The sequence below is a fragment of the Streptomyces sp. ISL-1 genome (assembly GCF_018614585.1).
In the GTDB taxonomy this organism is placed as follows: Bacteria; Actinomycetota; Actinomycetes; order Streptomycetales; family Streptomycetaceae; genus Streptomyces; species Streptomyces maoxianensis.
In genome coordinates this window covers 11,468-31,923 of sequence record NZ_JAGGOI010000037.1, presented here as the reverse complement: position 1 = coordinate 31,923, position 20,456 = coordinate 11,468, and the positions used below count along the sequence as shown (strand labels likewise).

Here is a 20,456-nt window from a genome sequence, read left to right as displayed (position 1 = left end):
ATCTCGCCCCATGGCAGACTCCCGGGTGATGGACATATCAGGAATGCAGCTCAGGGGAGTGCGGGCAGCGACCTTCACGGCACTGGTCGTGACGCTGTCCGCGGCCTCCCATGTGCTGCTCTCCCAGGTCCCGCTGCCGCTGACCACCCTCGCGGGTCTTTCGGCGGGCGTCTTCGCCGTCGCGTACGCCCTGTCCGGCAAGGAGCGCGGCTACTGGCGGATCGCGAGTCTGCTCGTCCCGCTCGAACTGGCCGCGGACACCGTCTTCACCACCGGCCAGGACGTCTGTTACGGCCCCGGCGGCGGCCCGGTCTCCGGTTCGCTGCGCGCGGTCGGCTTCGATGTGCTGTGCGGCGGAAGCGTCGGCGCCCAGCTGCCCGGCGTGAGCGCCGCCGACCGCGGCGCGGCCACCCTGCTGCACTCCGCCGACCCCTCCCTGCCGTGGCTGCTGCTCGCCGCGCATGTGTCGGTCGGGCTACTGGCCGCGGCCTGGCTGCGGCGCGGCGAGTCCGCGCTGTCCGGCCTGGTGCGGGCGGTCGGCGCGTTCACGTTCCGGCCGCTGCGCCTGGCGGTCGCCGCGGCGGGGACGGCGCACCGGGCCGTACACCGCGCCGCGCGCCCGGCGCCGCGCGGCGTAGGCGTCTCCCGCACGCGCCTGCTGGTGCACTCCGTCGGACGGCGGGGACCGCCGCGCTCGGCCGCAGTCCTCGCCTGAGCCCGCAGTCCCCTTTCCGGCAATCCCCCAGTCTTTTCCGTATCTCCCGATACGGCATCACACGGAGTGAATCAGCATGAGTGCACGCAACAGCCAGGCCAACAAGGCGGCGGCCCGCGAGCGGCTGCGCCAGGAGCGTGAGCGCCAGGCCAAGAAGGACAAAACCCGCCGTCAGCTCATCGTCATCGGCTCGACGATCGTGGTCCTCGCGATCGCGGGCGGCATCGGGTATGCCGTCATGCAGGCCAACAAGCCCAGCCACTGGGAGTCGGTGAAGGACGCGAAGAACGTCGCCGCACCGAAGAACACCCAGGGCGAGAACGGCACGACCGTCGTCATAGGCAAGCCGGCCGCGAAGAAGACGCTGGAGCTGTACGAGGACTCGCGCTGCCCGGTCTGCGCCACCTTCGAGCAGTCGGTCGGCGCGACGGTGAAGAAGGACGTCGACGCGGGCAAGTACAAGATCAAGTACGTGGGCGCGACCTTCATCGACAACGCCGGCCAGGGCCAGGGCTCGAAGAACGCGCTGTCCGCGCTGGGGGCGGCCCTCAATGTCAGCCCCGAGGCGTTCATGGAGTACAAGGCCGCCCTCTACTCGGCGAAGTACCACCCCGAGGAGAGCGACGACAAGTTCGCCAAGGACTCGTACCTGCTGGAGGCCGCCGACTCGGTGACGGCGCTCAAGAACAACGCCGAGTTCAAGAAGAACGTCGAGGACGGCACCTTCGACGCGTGGGCCATGAAGATGTCCGCGACATTCGACGACAGCGGGGTCACCGGCACGCCGACGCTCAAGATGGACGGCAAGAAGGTCACCGCGGACGGCACCGAGAACCCGCCCATGACGGTCGAGCAGTTCAACGCCGCGGTCGACAAGGCCATCAAGGGCTGATCCATTGAGAGTTGAGGCCAGCAAGCGCTGAGGTCGTTGGACCTGACGTCATCCAGTCCCGATTACACCCGATTACGCCTGATTGCGGCCGCGTTCCGGGACCGACCGGGAGGAAACGCGCTGGTTGACTGTGGCCGATGGGCGGGCGAACTTTCCCTGTTCGCTCGCCCATTCGGCTTACTGGTCAGTAGTCTGATCGGCCGTGACCAGTCGACACTCCTCAACTCCCAGCCGCCGCACGGTCGTCAAGGCCGCTGCCGCCACTGCTGTCGTCGCCGCGCCCGCCATCGCGGTCGCCTCCTCCGCCTCTGCCGCCTCCGTCCAGGAGGCCCCGGCCTTCCTGCACGGAATAGCCTCCGGCGACCCCCTGCCCGACGGTGTACTGCTGTGGACGCGTATCACCCCCACCCCCGATGCCGTCCCTGGCTCGGGCAAGGGCCCCGACACCACGGTGAGTTGGGAGGTCGCCGAGGACAAGGGCTTCACCCGGGTCGTCTCCCGCGGCACCACCACCTCCAAGGCCGCGTCCGACCACACCGTGAAGGTGGACGTAAGGGGCCTGCGCCAGGCGACCGCCTATTACTTCCGCTTCACCGTCGGCGCGAGCGTCTCGCCCGTCGGCCGCACCCGCACCACCCCGGCTACCGATGCCGCGACGCCCGGTGTCCGCTTCGGTGTGGTCTCCTGCGCCAACTGGGAGGCGGGTTACTTCTCCGCGTACCGGCATCTGGCCGCCCGCGCCGACCTGGACGCGATCCTCCATCTCGGCGACTACATCTACGAGTACGCGACCGGCGGCTACCCGGCCGAGCAGTACGTCATACGGCAGCACTCGCCGAAGCACGAGATCACCACGCTCGCCGACTACCGCACCCGCCACGCCACGTACAAGACGGACGCCGATCTGCAGGCGCTGCACGCCGCGCACCCGGTGATAGCGATCTGGGACGACCACGAGTTCGCGAACGACACCTGGTCGGGCGGCGCGGAGAATCACACGCCGGGCGCGGAGGGCGAGTGGGCCGCGCGCGCCGCGGCCGCGCGCCAGGCCTACTTCGAGTGGATGCCCGTACGCGCGTCGACCGAGGGCACCGTCTACCGCCGGCTGCGCTTCGGCAAGCTCGCCGATCTGCACCTGCTGGACCTTCGGTCCTTCCGCTCGCAGCAGTCGACGGTCGGCAACGGCGACGTGGACGACCCGGAGCGTACGATCACCGGCCGCGCGCAGTTGGACTGGCTGAAGGCCGGGCTCGCCGGTTCGGACGCCGCGTGGAAGCTGGTCGGCACCTCGGTGATGATCTCGCCGGTCGCGTTCGGCTCCGTGCCGGCCCATCTGCTGGAGCCGATCGCGGAGTTGCTGGGGCTGCCCAAGGAGGGCCTCGCGGTCAACGTCGACCAGTGGGACGGCTACACGGACGACCGCAAGGAGCTGCTGAAGCATCTGACGGACCGTGGGATCAAGAACACCGTCTTCCTCACCGGCGACATCCACATGGCCTGGGCGAACGACGTGCCGGTCAAGGCGGCGACGTATCCGCTGTCGCAGTCCGCCGCGACCGAGTTCGTGGTGACGTCGGTGACCTCCGACAACCTGGACGACCTCCTCCATGTCGCGCCGGGTACGGTCTCGCTGATCGCGTCCACGGCCGTCAAGGCGGCCAACCGCCATGTGAAGTGGCTGGACATGGACAACCATGGCTACGGCGTCCTCGACGTCACCGCCGAGCGCTCGCAGATGGACTACTACGTCCTTTCCGACAGGACGAAGCAGGACGCGACCACGAAGTGGGCCCGCTCCTACCGGACTCTCTCCGGCTCGCAGCGCGTCGAGCGGGTCAGCCGGCCGGTGCGCTGACACCGGGTCGGGACAACCCGTAAGACCCGCGGGCCTCGCGCGGGCGGACGCGCAAAACGCGTGCCGCGCGAGGCCTGTTGGCCCCGCGCGGCTCCGGCTACAGCGTTTCGAGGAAGCCCAGCGCCGTACGCCAGGTCTGCTCCGCCGCGGCCTCGTCGTAGTCGGGCAGTTCGGAGTCGGTGTACAGATGCCCGGCGCCCGGGTAGCGGTAGATCTCCACATCCGCGCCGGCCCGCTGCATCTGCAGATACCAGGCGTTCAGCCAGTCGTGCGACTCGAAGGGGTCCGGGTCCGCGACATGCAGTTGTACGGGCAGGTCGTCCGCGCTCGCACCCTCCGCGATGTCGGACGTACCGTGCAGGAGCAGCAGTCCGCGGGCCTTCTCGTCGCCCATCGCGAGGTTCTGCGCGATCGAGCCGCCGAGCGAGAAGCCCGCGTACACCAGGCCCTGCTCCGAGTACGGCGCGGCGGCGAGGACCGCCCGGCGCAGCAGCTCCTCCTTGCCGATCTTCTCCTTGAGCTCCATGCCCGCTTCTGCGGTCTCGGCGGTTTGCCCGTCGAAGAGGTCGGGCACGCGAACCTGGTGCCCGGCGGCGCGCAGCCGGTCGGCTGCCGCGTGCACTGCCGGTCGCAAACCGTAGACCGAATGAAAAAGCATGATGTTCATTCGGACATCCTGCCAGTCACCGTTAGCGTCGGAGCCTATGGAGAACGTACTGCGCCCGTTGATAGTGATCGGTGGCTCGGTCGTGCTCACGCTGCTGCTCGGCTGGGTCGTGGACCTGCTGCTGCGGCGGGTGGACGACCGTCACCCCGAGACCCCGCTGTGGGATCTGCTGCGGCGCTGCCGACTGCCGTTCCAGGTCGTCCTGCTCACCGCGCTGCTGAGAGGGACTTACCGCGAGACGCAGTGGCAGCCGCTCAAGACCCACGAGGCGACCATCGGACACGTGCTGTGGCTGGTGCTGATCAGCGCGGGTGCCTGGCTGGTGGTCCGGATCGTCTCGGCCGCGGTTGAGTCGTCGTACGCCCGTTACGCGTCCTCGACGCGCGATCCGGCCCGGGTACGGCGGGTGCGCACACAGGTCACGCTGATCGTGAGGATCGTCACAGCGGTGGTCGTGGTGGTCGCGGTGGCGGCGATGCTGCTGACCTTCCCGGGCATGGAGAAGGTCGGCACGTCGATGCTGGCCTCCGCGGGCATCATCGGCATCGTCGCGGGTGTCGCGGCGCAGTCCACGCTCGGGAATCTCTTCGCGGGCTTCCAGATCGCGTTCGGCGACATGGTGCGGATCGGCGACACGGTGGTGGTGGACGGCGAGTGGGGCACGGTCGAGGAGGTCACGCTGACGTTCCTCGCGGTGCGGACGTGGGACGAGCGGCGCATCACCATGCCTGTGTCGTACTTCACCAGCAAGCCCTTCGAGAACTGGTCGCGCGGCGGAGCGCAGATGACCGGGACGGTCTTCTTCCACCTGGACCACTCCGCGCCGGTGGGCCTGATGCGCGAGAAGCTCCAGGAAATCCTGCGGGACTGCGCGGCCTGGGACGGCCGCGACTGGAGCCTGGCGGTCACGGACACCACGCCGAACACGATGCAGGTGAGGGCGGTGGTGACGGCGAAGGACGCGGACGACATCTGGACGGCGCGGTGCGTTGTGCGGGAGCAGATGATCGCCTGGCTGTACGAGAAGCACCCGTACGCGCTGCCACGCGTGGCAACCTCTCCGGCCGCGCTGCCCCTGGACCACGCATGGCCGAGGGCCGCCGCACCGATTCCGGACGGGCAACGGCGGTCCCAGGACGGGGAGGACCACGAGGCCCAGCCGCGCACGGGCCGGGGCTGACAGTCGCCCTCGGCGGCGGGGGTGAGCCACCGCACCGGACACCCGACAGCGGGCGGCCCGTCCCCGCGCGACCGCCGGGACCGGTGCCGCCCCGGCGGTCGGGGTGCGTACTGCACCGGACACCGGGCGGCAGCCGTGCGCCCGCCCCCATTCCGGCACGGCAGTGGCCGACACCGTCCCTGGCGTGCGGGGGTGCGCCACCGCACCGGGCCCCGCGGCGGCCCGGGGTGCGTACTGCACCGGACACCCGGCAGCGGCCGCCCCCGTCCCCACACCGGCCCCGCACGGCAGGGGCGGTTGGCACGGCCCCGGCGTGCGGGGGTGCGCCACCGCACCGGGCCCCGCGGCGGCCGCGCCACGAACCGCAGGGCGACCGGGGGCCACCACCGCCAACGACCCTGCGGCAGCCCCGCCCGCCCCCGCATACAGCCCCGCACGGCAGGGACCGGTGCCGCCCCGGCGGTCGGCGGGCCGCCCGGGGGCGACGCGCTCTCCCACACCCCCTCACCGCAAGCTGCGTACATCCAAGTGCCGCAGCACCCTGTCCACCACCTCCGGGTCCGCACCCGGTTCGTTGCGGGCCGACAGGACCTCGTGGCGGGCCGCCGACAGCATCTCCCGCTGGATTCGCTGCATCGTCCGCAGCCGGTCCACCCGCTTCGCGAACCACTCCCGCCGCTCGTCGTCGACGATGTCCGGGCTGATCCTCGCCCCCAGGTCGTACGCCGCGCGCAGCAGCCGCTCGCTGATGTCCTCGGGCAGATCCTCCAGCGCCTCGATCTCCCTGAGCCGGCGTTTCGCCGCCTTCGACGCGCGGATCGCGAGGTTCCGTTCCAGCTCGCCCTCCGCGTCGGTGTCCGCCTGCACGCCGAGTCGCCGCACCAGCCACGGGAGGGTCAGACCCTGGAGCACAAGCGTCGCCAGGATGACCGCGAACGCGATGAAGATGATCTCGTCCCGGCCGGGAAAGGGCGCCCCGCTGTCCGTCTTCAGCGGAATGGCGAGCGCCAGCGCGACCGACACCACTCCTCGCATCCCCGACCACCACATGACGAGGGTCTCCCGCCAGCCCACGGGGATCTCCTCGTCGTAGTCCCGCAGCTTGTGCAGTCGCTTGGCGAGCCAGGTCGCGGGCAGCAGCCACAGCAGCCGTACGACCACAACGACCCCGATGATCGCGGCGCTCCAGCCCAGAATCTGCATCCCACGCGCGTCCGCCGTGCCGAACACGTTGTGCAGTTCGAGGCCGATGAGGCCGAACGCGACCCCGGTCACCAGCATGTCGACGATCTGCCAGAACGTGGTCCCGGCCAGCCGCCCCATCACATCGTCCGGGTCGGCGGCGTACTCGGCGAGGAACAGCGCGGTGGTCAGGACGGCGAGCACGCCCGAACCCCGCAGCTCCTCCGCCAGCACATAGCTGATGAACGGCACCATGAGCGACAGCCCGATCTGCAGCGTCGCATCGCCGAGCATGCCCATCAGCTTGTTGGTGAGCCAGCCGAGCGCGACTCCGACCGCGACGGCCACCACGGCCGACAGCACCAGATCCCAGACCGCGTCCGGCCACGAGAACGTTCCGCTCACCGCCGCCGCGATCGCCACGTGGTAGAGCACGATCGCCGTGACGTCGTTGAACAGCCCCTCCCCCTCCAGGATGGAGATCAGCCGCCGCGGCAGCCCGAGTGACCCCGCGACCGCGGTCGCCGCGACCGGATCGGGCGGCGCCACCAGCGCGCCGAGCGCGAATGCCGCGGCGATCGGCAGCCCGGGCACGACAGCGTGGGCGACGGCCGCCACCGCCGCCATCGTGACAAACACCAGCGCGACCGCGAGCAGCAGGATCGGCCGGATGTTGGCCGTGAACTGCCGCCAGGAGGTGCGCTGTACGGCCGCGTACAGCAGCGGCGGCAGCAATAGCGGCAGGATGAAATCCGGCGGCACTTCGACGTTCGGCACGAAGGGCATGAACGCCAGCACGATCCCGGCGACCGTCATCAGCACGGGCGCGGGCAGCCGGAGCCGCTCCCCCAGCGGCACTGTCACCACGGCCCCGAGCAACAGCAAGAACAGCAGCGCCAATTGGTCCACGGTGCGCCCTCCGGCGGCTCGAAACCTCAACGATCAAGGCTTTAAGCCTGTCACGCGAATAGCTCCAATCACCCCAGCATCCCCTGTGGCAAACGTCTGTGATTCATGATCCTGAACAGCGATCGGGATGTTCGTTGCGCACCGCGCGGCACGGCCGCCCGTTGCCGTGGCGCGAAGTGGCGCGGGGCCGCGCCAAGATCCAACTCCCGCGCTACGCGACGGCGTTGATCACGACGAAAGGCAGTCGGCCGGGCCCACCGCGAGACGTCCGGCGAGGGGCGAGTGGACAAGGTGGGGCCGCCTGCCGTCCTGAGGGGGCCGGCCGTGCGCGGCCCGCCGCGCCGCGAAGGGCAGCGCCGGGCGCGGAGGGGCGGGACTCGGGAGCCCGGGGCCTGCCGCGCAGCGCAGCTGCACCACGGTGCCGCCGCGCAGGGGCGGGCCGGGGAAATCCCCGTCCTCGCTAGAGCGCCCGCCGCATCGCTGTGTGCCCGATCCCCGCGTCCAGGAACTCCGCCCCGTACGCCACGTACCCCAGCCGCTCGTAGAACCCCAGCGCGTGGGTCTGCGCATGCAGGTCCACCGCGGCCAGCCCACGCTCCCGCGCGGCCTCCTCGATCGCCCGGACCATCGCCACGCCCACGCCGAGCCCCCGCGCGGTCTTGCTCACGGCCAGTCGGCCGAGGGAGCCCACCGCCGGGTCGCCGCCCGTCCTGTCCGCCGCGGCCTCGCCGTACAGCAGCCGACCCGTGCCCAGCGGCTGCCCGTCCGCGCCGACCGCCAGCACATGCACCGTGTCCGCGTGCTCCGCGTCGAACGCGTCGTATTCGATCTCCGCCGGAACCCGCTGCTCGACGACGAAGACTTCCTTCCGGACCGCGAAGCACGCCTCCCGGTCGGCCGGGCCGGCAGCGACCCTTACGACGTAAGAACTCACGCGCTCTCCGCCGCGATCCTGTCCAGCGCCGACTTCAGGTCCTCCGGGTACGCGCTCTCGAACTCCACCCACTGACCGTCCGACGGGTGCTCGAAGCCCAGCCGCATCGCGTGCAGCCACTGCCTCGTCAGCCCCAGCCGCTTCGCCATCGTCGGGTCCGCGCCGTACGTCAGGTCGCCCACGCACGGGTGTCGGTGCGCAGCCATGTGCACACGGATCTGGTGCGTACGCCCCGTCTCCAGCTTGATGTCCAGCAGCGACGCCGCGCGGAACGCCTCGATCAGGTCGTAGTGCGTGACCGACGCCTTGCCGTCCGCCGTCACCGCCCACTTGTAGTCGTGGTTCGGGTGCCGCCCGATGGGTGCGTCGATCGTGCCGCTCAGCGGATCGGGGTGTCCCTGGACCAGGGCGTGATACCGCTTGTCCACGACCCGGTCGCGGAACTGAGCTTTCAGCAGCGTGTACGCCCGCTCAGACTTGGCGACGACCATCAGCCCGGAGGTGCCGACGTCCAGCCGGTGCACGATCCCCTGCCGCTCCGCCGCTCCGGACGTCGAGATCCGGTACCCCGCGGCCGCGAGACCGCCGATCACGGTCGTGCCGCTCCAGCCGGGACTCGGGTGCGCGGCCACGCCGACCGGCTTGGCGATCACGACGATGTCGTCGTCGTCGTGCACGATCTCCATACCCTCGACCGGCTCGGCCACGATCTGCACCGGCGCGGGCGCCTGTGGCATCTCGACCTCGAGCCACGCCCCGCCGTGCACACGCTCGGACTTTCCGACGACCGAACCGTCGACCTGCACCTTCCCGGCGGCTGCCAGCTCGGCCGCCTTCGTACGGGAGAACCCGAACATCCGGGAGATGACGGCGTCTACGCGCTCGCCCTCAAGGCCATCGGGTACGGGCAGGGTGCGGAACTCGGGAACTGTACTCACCCGTCGAGTATGCCTTGTCAGTCCTTGTGGACGGTCCCGTCGGGGTCCAGCCCCTTGAACGACAGGATCACAATCAGGATCCCGCCGCAGACGATCGCGGAGTCGGCGAGATTGAAGACCGCGAAGTGCGCGGGTGCGATGAAGTCGACGACCGCGCCCTCGAAGACCCCGGGCGCCCGGAAGATCCGGTCGGTGAGGTTGCCGAGCGAACCGCCGAGCAGCAGACCGAGGGCGATCGCCCACGGCAGGCTGTAGAGCTTGCGCGCCAGCCGGGCAATGACGACGATCACCGCAGCCGCGATGCAGGTGAAGATCACCGTGAAGGCCTCGCCGATACCGAACGCGGCGCCCGCGTTCCGTACCGCCTCGAACTTCAGCAGATCTCCGATGATCTCGATCGGCTCGTGGTGCTCCAGCTTGGCCACCACGAGCATCTTGCTGCCCAGATCCGCCAGGTAGGCAACGAGCGCAACAGTGAACAGCACAGCGATCCGCCGCCTGCCCTTGGGCTGCTCGGCGGGCGCCGCAGCCTCGTCGGCGCCCACTGAATCCGACGTACCGATGGTGCGCTCCGCCTCTGCCACGTGAGTCCCTCAACCTAGGTGCCTGACTGAGCACGAGGGTACGGCACACACGTACGGAGTCAGCCTCGCCGTTCTTGCTTCTGCTTGTCCTCCACGCACAGTGTGGCGCGCGGGAAAGCCTGCATACGGGCCTTCCCGATCGGCTTGCCGCAGATCTCGCAGAGCCCGTACGTCCCGGCGTCCAGCCGCAGCAGAGCGCGCTCGGTCTGTTCCAGCATCTCGCGCGCATTGGCGGCGAGCGCCATCTCGTGCTCGCGCGTGATGTTCTTGGTCCCGGTGTCGGCGTCGTCGTCGCCCGCGCCGTCCCCGGAGTCCCGCATCAGACCGACCAGCGACTCCTCCGAGGAGCTGATCTCGATCGTCAGCCGGATCACCTCGCTCTCCAGCCCGGCACGCGCTTCGGTGACCTCCTCCGTTGTCCATGGGGCCTCGCCGGGCCGTACGGCGAGCTCCCCCGGCACTGTCGCGGCCGCTGTACCTGTCGTGGGCACCGCCACCGCGCTCTCGCCGGCTGCCGATGCCCCACCCGCGGTCTTCTTCGCTCCCACCGTCCTGGCTCCTGTCTTCTTCGCGGCCTGGGCCGCCCCCTTGGCCGCGGTTGCGGCCTTCTTCGCGGCCTTCTTGGCCGCGGCCTTCCTCGCAGGTGCCTTCTTCACCGGCGGCGCCTGGGCCGCCGGCACGGCGGTCTCGTCCGCGACCGTGGCGGTCTTGGCGGTCGCGTCCTTGGCGGTCGTCTTCCTCGAGGTCACGACCTCGGTGGTCGCGCCCTTGCCGGTCGCCTTCTTCTTCGCGGCCGTTTTCGTGGGGGTCGCCCTCTTGGTGGTCGCGGCCTTCGGAGTGGTCGCGTCCTTCGGGGTGGTCTTCTTCGCCGGCGCCTTCTTCGCGGCTTTCTTGGCCGTGGCCTTGGTGGCCACGGCCTTCCTCGCGGTCGTCTGCACGGACTTCGTCTCGGTCGCGGTCGTGTTCGTGGGGGTCGCCTTCTTCGTCGCAGTGGCCTTCTTCGGGGTGGCCTGCTTCGCAGCTGCTTTCCTGAGCGGTGCCTTCTTGGCGCCTGCCTTGGCGGGAGCCTTGTCGGCGGTGGCTTTCCTCGTCGCTGTCTTCCGGGGCGGTGCCTTCTTGGCCCCTGCCTGCCTGGCGGGTGCCTTGTCGGCGGTGGCTTTCCTCGTCGCTGTCTTCCGGGGCGGTGCCTTCTTGGCCCCTGCCTGCCTGGCGGGTGCCTTGTCGGCGGTCGCTTTCCTCGCCGTCGCCTTCCGGGGCGGTGCCTTCTCGGCGCCTGCCGGCCTGGCGGGGGCCTCGTCCGCGGGGGCTTTCCTCGTCGCTGACTTCCGGGGCGGTGCCCTCCTGGCTCCTGCCGTCCCGGCGGGGGCCTCGTCCATGGGGGCGTGCGCGGCCGAAATCTTCCTCACCGTCGCCGTCGCCGCCGACGACTTCTTCCCGGCCCTCTTCGCCGCCGCCTTCTTCACGATGGTGTCCTTCTTGCCGCTCGCATCCCTCGCCGCGGCGTCAACGGCCGTGGATCCTGCGGACGCCGTCTTCTCGGCGGTCTTCTTCGCCACCATGGCCGCGGCCCCTTCACATATTGTGATCTTGCTCGCGAGTCGGTGCTGGGACGATAAATCGACACCAGCCCCGGGGCAAACGGGGCACGCCGCCGTTTCGGCCCGCTCCGGCCTGCGACAAGGCGAACCTGCATCCGTTGTGCCCAGCTCCCCGCCCGGTAATCCGCCACTCGGGCGGAGCCGGACCTGGCCGGGGCCGTATGGCCATTCGGGGCAACCGCCCACTCCGCGAACCGGCCCGCGCCCGGTCCGGTGAAAACCGGTCGGCCGCCTCCCGTACGGGCCCGTACACTGGGCGATGCGAAAGGCGTGGATGGGGACGAGTAGCTTCGTACGCAGCCATGAGCGACCCGGGGACGGTGAGAGCCCGGGGGCGAGCACGAGGTGAAGCATCACCCCTGAGCCGTCGGAAGAAAGCCCGCAGCACGACCGTGGGCGACTAGACCCGGCATCGCGACCCCAATGAGGGGGCTCACCGGCACGGTCGGCGGGCCAAGGAGGGTGGTACCGCGGGAGCACGCGCTCTCGTCCCTCCGACGGAACAGACATTGTCCGTTGGAGGAGCTCGCCGATGACGCCACCCCAGTACAACCAGGTGCCCGCCCAGGTCGACCTGCCCGCGCTCGAGCACGCCGTGCTCGACTTCTGGCGCGAGAGCAAGATCTTCGCCAAGAGCCTCGAGCAGTCCGAGGGCCGTCCCGAGTGGGTGTTCTACGAGGGCCCGCCGACCGCCAACGGCATGCCCGGTGCGCACCACATCGAGGCCCGGGTCTTCAAGGACGTCTTCCCTCGCTTCCGCACCATGCGCGGCTATCACGTCGCCCGCAAGGCCGGCTGGGACTGCCACGGTCTGCCGGTCGAGCTCGCCGTCGAGAAGGAGCTCGGCTTCTCCGGCAAGAAGGACATCGAGGCGTACGGCATCGCGGAGTTCAACGCCAGGTGCCGTGAGTCGGTGACCCGGCATACGGACGCGTTCGCCGAGCTGACGACCCGCATGGGTTACTGGACCGATCTCGACGACGCGTACCGCACCATGGACCCGTCGTACATCGAGTCGGTCTGGTGGTCGCTGAAGGAGATCTTCAACAAGGGCCTGCTGGTCCAGGACCACCGCGTCGCCCCGTGGTGCCCGCGCTGCGGCACCGGCCTCTCGGACCATGAGCTGGCGCAGGGGTACGAGACGGTCGTCGACCCGTCCGTCTTCGTGCGCTTCCCGCTGACTTCCGGCCCGCTGGCCAGCGAAGCGGCCCTCCTCGTGTGGACGACGACTCCCTGGACCCTCGTCTCCAACACCGCCGTCGCCGCGCACCCCGAGGTCACGTACGTCGTCGCGACGGACGGCGAGGAGAAGCTCGTCGTCGCGCAGCCGCTGCTCGAGAAGGCGCTGGGCGAGGAATGGGTGACCACCGGACAGTCCTTCACGGGCGCCGAGATGGAGCGCTGGACGTACGACCGTCCCTTCGGCCTGGTCGAGTTCCCTTCACCGGCGCATTACGTCGTCAACGCCGAGTACGTGACGACCGAGGACGGTACGGGTCTGGTTCACCAGTCCCCCGCCTTCGGTGAGGACGACCTCAAGGTCTGCCGCGCGTACGGCCTGCCGGTGGTCAACCCGGTCCGCCCCGACGGCACCTTCGAGGAGGACGTCCCGCTGGTCGGCGGCGTCTTCTTCAAGAAGGCCGACGAGACCCTCGTGGACGACCTGCAGACCCGCGGGCTCCTCTTCAGGCACGTCCCGTACGAGCACAGCTACCCGCACTGCTGGCGCTGCCACACCGCGCTGCTCTACTACGCGCAGCCGTCCTGGTACATCCGCACCACGGCCATCAAGGACCGGCTGCTCGAGGAGAACGAGAACACCAACTGGATCCCGGACTCGGTCAAGCAGGGCCGGTACGGCGACTGGCTGAACAACAACATCGACTGGGCGCTGTCGCGGAACCGCTACTGGGGTACGCCGCTGCCGATCTGGCGCTGCGAGGAGAACCACCTCACGTGCGTCGGCTCGCGCGCCGAGCTGACCGAGCTGACCGGCACGGACCAGTCGGCGCTGGACCCGCACCGTCCGTTCATCGACGATGTCACGTTCCCGTGCCCGACCTGCCGGCAGACCGCGACGCGCGTCCCCGAGGTCATCGACGCCTGGTACGACTCGGGTTCCATGCCGTTCGCGCAGTGGGGCTATCCGTACAAGAACAAGGAGCTCTTCGAGAAGCGCTACCCGGCGCAGTTCATCTCGGAGGCCATCGACCAGACGCGTGGCTGGTTCTACACGCTGATGGCCGTGGGCACGCTGGTCTTCGACAAGTCCTCGTACGAGAACGTGGTGTGCCTGGGCCACATCCTCGCCGAGGACGGCCGCAAGATGTCCAAGCACCTGGGGAACATCCTTCAGCCGATCCCGCTGATGGACCAGCACGGCGCGGACGCTGTCCGCTGGTTCATGGCGGCCGGCGGCTCCCCGTGGGCCGCGCGCAGGGTGGGCCACGGCACGATCCAGGAGGTCGTGCGCAAGACCCTCCTGACGTACTGGAACACGGTGGCCTTCCAGGCCCTGTACGCCCGCACGTCCAACTGGGCGCCGTCCGCGGCGGACCCGGCCCCGGCGGAGCGCACGGTCCTGGACCGCTGGCTGCTGAGCGAGCTGGGCGCGCTCGTGGACCAGACGACCCAGGCGCTGGAGTCGTACGACACCCAGCGGGCCGGAAAGCTCCTGTCGGCCTTCGTCGACGACCTGTCCAACTGGTACGTACGCCGCTCGCGCCGCCGCTTCTGGCAGGGCGACGCCGCCGCGCTGCGTACGCTGCACGACGTCCTTGAGACTGTGACCCGCCTCATGGCCCCGCTCACGCCGTTCATCACGGAGCGGGTCTGGCAGGACATGGTCGTGCCGGTGACGCCGGACGCCCCGGAGTCGGTCCACCTGTCGAGCTGGCCGGCGGCCGACCTGGACGCCATCGACCCCACCCTGTCCTCCCAGATGGCGCTGGTCCGCCGCCTGGTGGAGCTGGGCCGTGCCACCCGCGCGGAGTCCGGGGTCAAGACGCGCCAGCCGCTGTCCCGGGCACTGGTCGCGGCGGCGGGCTTCGAGTCCCTCTCCCCCGAGCTGCACGCGCAGATCACCGAGGAGCTGAACGTCTCGTCCCTCGCCTCGCTCTCCGAGGTGGGCGGCTCGCTCGTCGACACCACGGCGAAGGCCAACTTCCGCGCGCTGGGCAAGCGCTTCGGCAAGGGCGTCCAGGCGGTCGCGAAGGCGGTCGCCGAGGCCGACGCCGCCGCGCTCTCGCTGGCCCTGCGCGAGGGCACGGCGACGGTCGAGGTCGACGCGGAGACAGTCACCCTCTCCCCGGAAGAGGTCATCATCACGGAGACCCCGCGCGAGGGCTGGTCGGTGGCCTCCGACTCGGGTGCGACGGTCGCGCTCGACCTGGAGATCACCTCGGAGCTGCGGCTCGCGGGCCTCGCGCGTGACGCGATCCGCCTGATCCAGGAGGCGCGCAAGAACAGCGGCCTGGACGTCGCGGACCGCATCGCGGTGAGCTGGTCCTCCACGGACCCGTCCACTGTCGAGGCGCTCACGGAGCACGCGGGATTGATCGCGGACGAGGTCCTGGCGACGGACTTCGCCACGGGAGCCGGTGACGAGACCTACGGATCCCCGTTCACGGACGAGGGCCTCGCCCTGGCGTTCCGCCTCCGCAAGGCGTAAGCCACCGGACGACGGGCCCGGCCACGCTGGTGGCCGGGCCCGTTTGTTTTCCCCGACCCGCCCTCCCCCTACGGCCTGGCGGCCGTGGGACGTACCCCCATCCCGAACCGGGGCTCCGCCCCAGAGCCTCCCCTTGCGCCCCGGCGGCGTGGGGGCCCCACGCCTCAATCGTCGGCGAGGCTGCTTCTGCAGCCCGTCCGGCGATTGAGGACACGGCCGAAGGCCGTACCGGGTCTGGAGGCTTGCCCCCCAGACCCGCGGGCGGGGCAGGGAAAGGTCCCGCGCAGCGCCCCGCGGACCTCATCGCCCCCGGACACGGCAAAGGGCCGGGCCCGGGACGTCATGTCCCGGGCCCGGCCCTTCAGCCTGCCGACGGCTACGCGCGATACGCGCGACCGGCCGTCAGTTGTCGTCCTCGTCGATCAGGAACCCGCGCATCGGCGAAGGCGCCTGCTGCATCGGCTGCGGAGCCTGCGGCCGCACCGGTGCCATCGGCTGGGTCATCGCCGGGGACATCTGCTGCTGGCCGCCGTACGACGGAGCGCCGCCCATGGACTGGTTGCCGCCCATCGGCTGCCCCATCGACTGGTTGCCGCCCATGGTGTGCCCCATCGCACCCGCACCGGCCGGAGCCATCGACGGGGCCGACGGCAGCGACGGAGCGGACGGACCGCGCGGCGGAGCCAGCGAGTCGTCCGCCTGGGTCTCCAGCTGACGCAGCTGGCTCTCCAGGTACGACTTCAGCCGCGTGCGGTACTCGCGCTCGAAGCCTCGCAGGTCCTCGACCTTGCGCTCCAGCGTGGCACGCGCGGACTCCAGGGAGCCCATCGCGACGCGGTGCTTCTCCTGGGCGTCCCGCTCAAGAGCGTCCGCCTTGGCGCGGGCGTCGCGCTCCAGGCCCTCGGCGCGGCTGCGCGCCTCGCCGACGATCTTGTTGGCCTCGGAACGGGCCTCCGCGATCGCCTGGTCGGCGGTCTGCTGCGCCAGCGAGAGCACCCGAGCGGCACTGTCGCCGCCGGGGCCCTGCTGCGGCATCTGCGGACCGTGACCGCCCATGTGGCCGCCCATTTGGCCGCCCATCGGGCCACCCATGGGACCGCCCTGCATCGGGCCGGGGCCGTGCTGGCCCTGCGGACCGCCGTGGCTGGGACCGGCGGGCAGCTGCGGAGCACCACCGGGCAGCTGGGGGGGACCCATCTGCGGGGGCTGCTGCTGGACCGGCGGTCCGGATATGGCGGCGGGCACCGGTGCACCCGGTCCTCGGCCGTCCTGCTGCTCCGGCGGCTTGCGCATGCCCTGCTGCTGCTGGTTCTGCGCGGCCGCACGAGTCGCCGCCGCCAGCTTGGCGCGCAGGTCCTCGTTCTCGCGGAGCAGGCGGGTCAGCTCGGACTCGACCTCGTCGAGGAAGGCATCGACCTCGTCCTCGTCATAGCCTTCTCGAAGGCGGACGGTCGTGAACTGCTTGTTCCGCACGTCCTCGGGAGTCAGCGGCATCTCTTCTTCACCTCTACGTAGTCGTCGGCAGTCGGCAAGACCGTATCGTTCACATCAATTCCCCAAGCTGCTCACGATGGAGATCAGGATGTAGACGATGATCATCAGAACGAAGAAGGACAGGTCGAGTGCCACGCCCCCGAGACGCAGCGGCGGAATGAACCGCCGCAAAAGCTTGAGCGGTGGATCGGTGACAGTGTAGGTGGCCTCCAGAACGACCACCATCGCCTTGCCGGGTTGCCATGAGCGGGCGAACTGGAAGACGTAGTCCATGACCAGCCGGAAAATGAGCACGATGAGGAAGCACATCAGCGCGATGTAAACCACCTGTAGTGCGACGCCCATCCCGTGCTTCCCTCTCCCCTGGCTCTCGTAAGTCCGGCCTTGCGGCCGGGTCGTTCCGGTGTCGTGCCTCTCAGCTCTGGTTGAAGAACCCGCCCTCTGCGATGCGGGCCTTGTCCTCCGCCGTGACATCGACGTTAGCAGGCGACAACAGGAACACCTTCTGCGTCACCCGCTCAATGCTGCCATGCAAACCGAAGACGAGTCCCGCGGCAAAGTCGACAAGTCGCTTCGCATCGGTGTCGTCCATCTCCGTGAGGTTCATGATCACCGGGGTGCCCTCGCGGAAGTGTTCCCCGATGGTACGGGCCTCGTTGTAGGTCCGCGGGTGCAGCGTGGTGATGCGGTAAGGCTCCCGCTCGGAGACAACTTTGGGCATGATCACCGGTGCGTTCTTCTCCAGGTTCGGACGTTCAGGTGTGATGGATGCCACGGGGGCGATTCGCGCCGGACGTCCACTTTCAGCGGGAAGCGGAAGCGGCTCGCGCTGCGCGGGCGGGTGCATCACCCGCACCGGCTCCTCCCGCTCCACCTGGTGCGGGGGCTGGTGCCGTCGGTGATCCCGCTCCGGCTCCGGCTCGGGTTCGAAATCGTCATCGGGATCGAAACCCCGGCCGTCGTATCCATCGTCCTCCACGAGGCCGAGGTAGACCGCCATCTTGCGCATCGCGCCGGCCATTCTCTGAGTCCTCCGCTCTGTGGTGGATCGGCATTCGTCACCAAGTGCCCGCGATCCACTCGGCCTGCCCGCTTTGGGCGGGAATGACCATATTTTCTGCTGTGGTCCGACTTTCTTCGCGACGTTACCCGAGCCGGGGTCGGACTCCGAGTACCGCAGTGCCGACGCGTACATGTGTCGCTCCGGCCGCCACTGCTTGTTCGAGGTCCGCACTCATCCCTGCTGACACCATGTTCGCAGCCGGATGCCCGGCGCGCAGGCTGGATGACAATTCCATCAGCCGCTCGAACGCCGCCTGTTGCTGTTCCGCATACGGCCCGGCCAGCGGCGCGACAGTCATCAGACCGTCCAGCCGCAGTCCCGGTGCACCGTCGATCGCGGCGGCCAACTCGTCGATGCCGTCCGGCGCGACGCCGCCGCGGTCCCCCCGCTCACCCGACTCCGCGTCCAACGCCACCTGGATCAGGCAGCCGAGCTCGCGCTCCGCGCGAACCGCGGCGGCGGACAGGGAGGTGACGAGTTTGAGTCGGTCGATAGATTGCACCACATCGGCATAACTCGCCACGGAACGGACCTTATTGGTCTGCAACTGCCCGACGAAGTGCCAGTGGAGGTCCAGATCCGAGCAGGCCGCGGCCTTCGGTGCTGCGTCCTGGTCACGGTTCTCGGCCACATGACGCACGCCGAGTTCATGGAGCAGTCGCACATCACTCGCCGGATAGGTCTTTGTGACCACGATGAGGGTCACCTCTTCCCGCTTGCGACCGGCGGCCGCGCAGGCGGAGACGATACGTTCCTCCACTGCCACGAGACCGTCGGCGAGTTCGGTTCTGCGGTCCTTCATGAGCCTTCCAGCCAGACATATCCGGCGAGCCGCCCCGTGGTGCGGTCGCGGCGGTACGAGTAGTGGTCCCGCGATTCCAGTGTGCACACCGGCGAGCGCTGCCGGTCCCGTACCCCGAGCGCTTCGAGCTGGGAGTGGACTGCGGCGGTGACGTCGACGGCCGGGGTGCCCCAGCTGGTCTCGGACCAGGCCGCCGGTTCGATCGCGGCCACCTCTGCCCGCATCTGCCCGGGAACCTCGTAGCAGCGTCCGCAGACGGCTGGTCCGGTGCGGGCGATGATCCGGTCCGGCTCCGCGCCCAGCGACTTCATCGCTTCGACGGCCGCGGGCACGATGCCCGCGATCATCCCGGGACGGCCCGCGTGCGCGGCGGCCACCACGCCCGCGACCGGATCGGCCAGCAGTACGGGAGTGCAGTCCGCGGTCAGTACGGCGAGGGTGAGCCCGCGCCGAGCGGTGACCAGACCGTCCACCGGCGGAGTCGGGCCTTCGCCCCACGGCCCGAAAACCTCGGCCACGTCCTTGCCGTGGACCTGGTTCATCCAGACGACCTCGTCCGGGTCGAGCCCCAGTTCCTTCGCGGCGATCGCCCGGTTGGTCATAACGGCCGCGGGGTCGTCGCCGACCGCTCCGCCGAGGTTGAGCTCCTCGTACGGAACGGCGCTCACCCCGCCCCACCTGTCGGTGAAGGCGAAGTGCGCGCCGTTCTCGTGTATCGCGTCGTGCCGCACTGTCACTTCAAGAAGTCCGGGACATCCAGCTCTTCGGCCTGACTGTCCTGGTACGGACGGGCCGGCGGGACAGCGTGGCTGGAGGCCGGGGAGTTCAGGTCGTTCGCGACCGGAGCGGACTCGGCCGGGGCCGAGGTCTCCTCCCGGGTCGGCACGGTGCCGAGGCCGGACGAACGCGAGGTATCCATGGAGCGGGACGACCCAGCGGCCGGCGGGTCCTCGCGCTTGCCCGCGCTGGAGCCCAGAACCGTCTCCCGTCGGGTCGGCGGCTGTCCGCCGTCGAAGCCGGCCGCGATGACCGTGACCCGTACCTCGTCGCCCAGGGCGTCGTCGATGACCGCGCCGAAGATGATGTTGGCCTCGGGGTGGGCGGCCTCGCTCACCAGCTGGGCCGCCTCGTTGATCTCGAAGAGACCGAGGTCCGAGCCGCCGGAGATGGAGAGCAGCACCCCGCGGGCGCCGTCGATGGATGCCTCGAGCAGCGGCGAGGAGATCGCCATCTCGGCTGCGGCCACCGCGCGGTCGTCGCCGCGGGCCGAGCCGATGCCCATGAGCGCCGATCCCGCCTCGGACATCACGGACTTGACGTCGGCGAAGTCGAGGTTGATCAGGCCGGGGGTGGTGATCAGGTCGGTGATGCCCTGGACACCCGAAAGCAGTACCTGGTCCGCGGACTTGAAGGCGTCCAGCACGCTCACCTGGCGGTCCGAGATGGACAGCAGGCGGTCGTTCGGGATCACGATGAGGGTGTCGACCTCTTCACGGAGTTCAGCGATGCCGTCCTCCGCCTGGTTGGCGCGGCGGCGGCCCTCGAAGGTGAACGGGCGGGTGACCACGCCGATCGTGAGGGCTCCCAGTGTGCGCGCGATGTTGGCGACGACGGGTGCGCCGCCCGTTCCGGTGCCGCCGCCTTCGCCGGCGGTGACGAAGACCATGTCGGCCCCCTTGAGGACCTCCTCGATCTCCTCACGGTGGTCCTCTGCCGCCTTGCGACCGACTGCGGGGTTGGCTCCGGCCCCCAGGCCGCGGGTGAGTTCACGACCGACGTCGAGCTTGACGTCGGCGTCGCTCATCAACAGGGCTTGCGCATCAGTGTTGATCGCGATGAACTCGACGCCCTTGAGACCGACCTCGATCATTCGGTTGATGGCATTGACACCACCGCCGCCGACACCGATGACCTTGATGACTGCGAGGTAGTTCTGCGGTGCTGCCACGTCGAAGGCCTCTCGCCTCGAGTTA

17 protein-coding genes are annotated in these 20,456 nt (G+C 69.8%); 5 read left to right on the top strand and 12 right to left on the bottom strand.

Features of this window, described 5'->3' with window-relative positions; all coding sequences use genetic code 11:
• Positions 1–28: 28 nt before the first annotated feature.
• From J7E87_RS26220 to J7E87_RS26210, 3 genes are all read left to right on the top strand, one after another.
• Entirely contained in the window at positions 29–715 is a 687-nt protein-coding gene (locus J7E87_RS26220; RefSeq protein WP_215097054.1) for a hypothetical protein, read from the top strand.
• Positions 716–791: 76 nt separating this feature from the next.
• On the top strand, positions 792–1,607 hold the full coding sequence (locus tag J7E87_RS26215; protein ID WP_215097009.1) for a DsbA family protein: 816 nt from the start codon (positions 792–794) through the stop codon (positions 1,605–1,607).
• 202 nt (positions 1,608–1,809) lie between these two features.
• Positions 1,810–3,462: an alkaline phosphatase gene (locus tag J7E87_RS26210; RefSeq protein WP_215097008.1), complete on the top strand. Its 1,653-nt coding sequence runs from the start codon at positions 1,810–1,812 to the stop codon at positions 3,460–3,462.
• Positions 3,463–3,559: 97 nt separating this feature from the next.
• Here the strand turns inward: J7E87_RS26210 and J7E87_RS26205 are convergent, their stop codons facing one another.
• Positions 3,560–4,129: a dienelactone hydrolase family protein gene (locus tag J7E87_RS26205; protein WP_215097007.1), complete on the bottom strand. Its 570-nt coding sequence runs from the start codon at positions 4,127–4,129 to the stop codon at positions 3,560–3,562.
• A 37-nt stretch (positions 4,130–4,166) separates the two neighbouring features.
• On the opposite strand from J7E87_RS26205, the gene J7E87_RS26200 reads away from it, so the two are divergent.
• Positions 4,167–5,309, top strand: coding sequence for a mechanosensitive ion channel family protein (locus tag J7E87_RS26200; RefSeq protein ID WP_215097006.1), 1,143 nt, complete (start codon positions 4,167–4,169; stop codon positions 5,307–5,309).
• 504 nt (positions 5,310–5,813) lie between these two features.
• Here J7E87_RS26200 and J7E87_RS26195 read toward each other — a convergent pair.
• From J7E87_RS26195 to J7E87_RS35975, 5 genes are all read right to left on the bottom strand, one after another.
• Complete coding sequence (locus J7E87_RS26195; protein ID WP_215097005.1) at positions 5,814–7,400, bottom strand: Na+/H+ antiporter; 1,587 nt, start codon at positions 7,398–7,400, stop codon at positions 5,814–5,816.
• 460 nt (positions 7,401–7,860) lie between these two features.
• Positions 7,861–8,334: a GNAT family N-acetyltransferase gene (locus tag J7E87_RS26190; RefSeq protein ID WP_215097004.1), complete on the bottom strand. Its 474-nt coding sequence runs from the start codon at positions 8,332–8,334 to the stop codon at positions 7,861–7,863.
• Positions 8,331–9,272, bottom strand: a complete 942-nt coding sequence (locus tag J7E87_RS26185) for an RluA family pseudouridine synthase (protein ID WP_215097003.1) — start codon at positions 9,270–9,272, stop codon at positions 8,331–8,333. Before J7E87_RS26185 ends, J7E87_RS26190 begins: the two co-directional genes overlap by 4 nt.
• Before the next feature lie 17 nt (positions 9,273–9,289).
• Positions 9,290–9,856 (bottom strand): signal peptidase II, encoded by a 567-nt coding sequence (gene lspA / locus J7E87_RS26180; protein ID WP_215097002.1) that lies wholly within the window; start codon positions 9,854–9,856, stop codon positions 9,290–9,292.
• Positions 9,857–9,915: 59 nt separating this feature from the next.
• Positions 9,916–11,415, bottom strand: a complete 1,500-nt coding sequence (locus tag J7E87_RS35975; protein ID WP_215097001.1) for a TraR/DksA C4-type zinc finger protein — start codon at positions 11,413–11,415, stop codon at positions 9,916–9,918.
• 571 nt (positions 11,416–11,986) lie between these two features.
• On the opposite strand from J7E87_RS35975, the gene ileS reads away from it, so the two are divergent.
• On the top strand, positions 11,987–15,124 hold the full coding sequence (gene ileS, locus J7E87_RS26170) for an isoleucine--tRNA ligase (RefSeq protein WP_215097000.1): 3,138 nt from the start codon (positions 11,987–11,989) through the stop codon (positions 15,122–15,124).
• Between the two features lie 402 nt (positions 15,125–15,526).
• On the opposite strand, the gene J7E87_RS26165 is transcribed toward ileS, so the two are convergent.
• The 6 genes from J7E87_RS26165 to ftsZ form a co-directional block, all read right to left on the bottom strand.
• Entirely contained in the window at positions 15,527–16,618 is a 1,092-nt protein-coding gene (locus J7E87_RS26165) for a DivIVA domain-containing protein (RefSeq protein ID WP_215096999.1), read from the bottom strand.
• Positions 16,619–16,672: 54 nt separating this feature from the next.
• Positions 16,673–16,963 (bottom strand): YggT family protein, encoded by a 291-nt coding sequence (locus J7E87_RS26160; RefSeq protein ID WP_215096998.1) that lies wholly within the window; start codon positions 16,961–16,963, stop codon positions 16,673–16,675.
• 70 nt (positions 16,964–17,033) lie between these two features.
• Complete coding sequence (locus J7E87_RS26155) at positions 17,034–17,639, bottom strand: cell division protein SepF (protein ID WP_215096997.1); 606 nt, start codon at positions 17,637–17,639, stop codon at positions 17,034–17,036.
• Positions 17,640–17,763: 124 nt separating this feature from the next.
• Positions 17,764–18,483, bottom strand: coding sequence for a YggS family pyridoxal phosphate-dependent enzyme (locus tag J7E87_RS26150; protein WP_215096996.1), 720 nt, complete (start codon positions 18,481–18,483; stop codon positions 17,764–17,766).
• Positions 18,480–19,220: a peptidoglycan editing factor PgeF gene (gene pgeF, locus J7E87_RS26145; protein ID WP_215096995.1), complete on the bottom strand. Its 741-nt coding sequence runs from the start codon at positions 19,218–19,220 to the stop codon at positions 18,480–18,482. Before pgeF ends, J7E87_RS26150 begins: the two co-directional genes overlap by 4 nt.
• Positions 19,217–20,431 carry a cell division protein FtsZ gene (gene ftsZ, locus J7E87_RS26140; RefSeq protein ID WP_215096994.1) on the bottom strand — a complete coding sequence of 405 codons (1,215 nt, stop codon included), beginning with the start codon at positions 20,429–20,431 and terminating at the stop codon, positions 19,217–19,219. The genes pgeF and ftsZ overlap by 4 nt, the downstream gene beginning before the upstream one ends.
• Positions 20,432–20,456: the final 25 nt, after the last annotated feature.

Excerpts from the sequence above, each read along its gene's own strand:
- J7E87_RS26155 (WP_215096997.1), bottom strand. The coding sequence starts at position 17,639 with ATGGCCGGCGCGATGCGCAAGATGGCGGTCTACCTCGGCCTCGTGGAG.
- J7E87_RS26200 (WP_215097006.1), top strand. The coding sequence starts at position 4,167 with ATGGAGAACGTACTGCGCCCGTTGATAGTGATCGGTGGCTCGGTCGTG.
- J7E87_RS35975 (WP_215097001.1), bottom strand. The coding sequence starts at position 11,415 with ATGGTGGCGAAGAAGACCGCCGAGAAGACGGCGTCCGCAGGATCCACG.
- J7E87_RS26150 (WP_215096996.1), bottom strand. The coding sequence starts at position 18,483 with ATGAAGGACCGCAGAACCGAACTCGCCGACGGTCTCGTGGCAGTGGAG.
- J7E87_RS26220 (WP_215097054.1), top strand. The coding sequence starts at position 29 with ATGGACATATCAGGAATGCAGCTCAGGGGAGTGCGGGCAGCGACCTTC.
- J7E87_RS26215 (WP_215097009.1), top strand. The coding sequence starts at position 792 with ATGAGTGCACGCAACAGCCAGGCCAACAAGGCGGCGGCCCGCGAGCGG.
- ileS (WP_215097000.1), top strand. The coding sequence starts at position 11,987 with ATGACGCCACCCCAGTACAACCAGGTGCCCGCCCAGGTCGACCTGCCC.
- J7E87_RS26165 (WP_215096999.1), bottom strand. The coding sequence starts at position 16,618 with ATGCCGCTGACTCCCGAGGACGTGCGGAACAAGCAGTTCACGACCGTC.
- J7E87_RS26160 (WP_215096998.1), bottom strand. The coding sequence starts at position 16,963 with ATGGGCGTCGCACTACAGGTGGTTTACATCGCGCTGATGTGCTTCCTC.
- J7E87_RS26205 (WP_215097007.1), bottom strand. The coding sequence starts at position 4,129 with ATGAACATCATGCTTTTTCATTCGGTCTACGGTTTGCGACCGGCAGTG.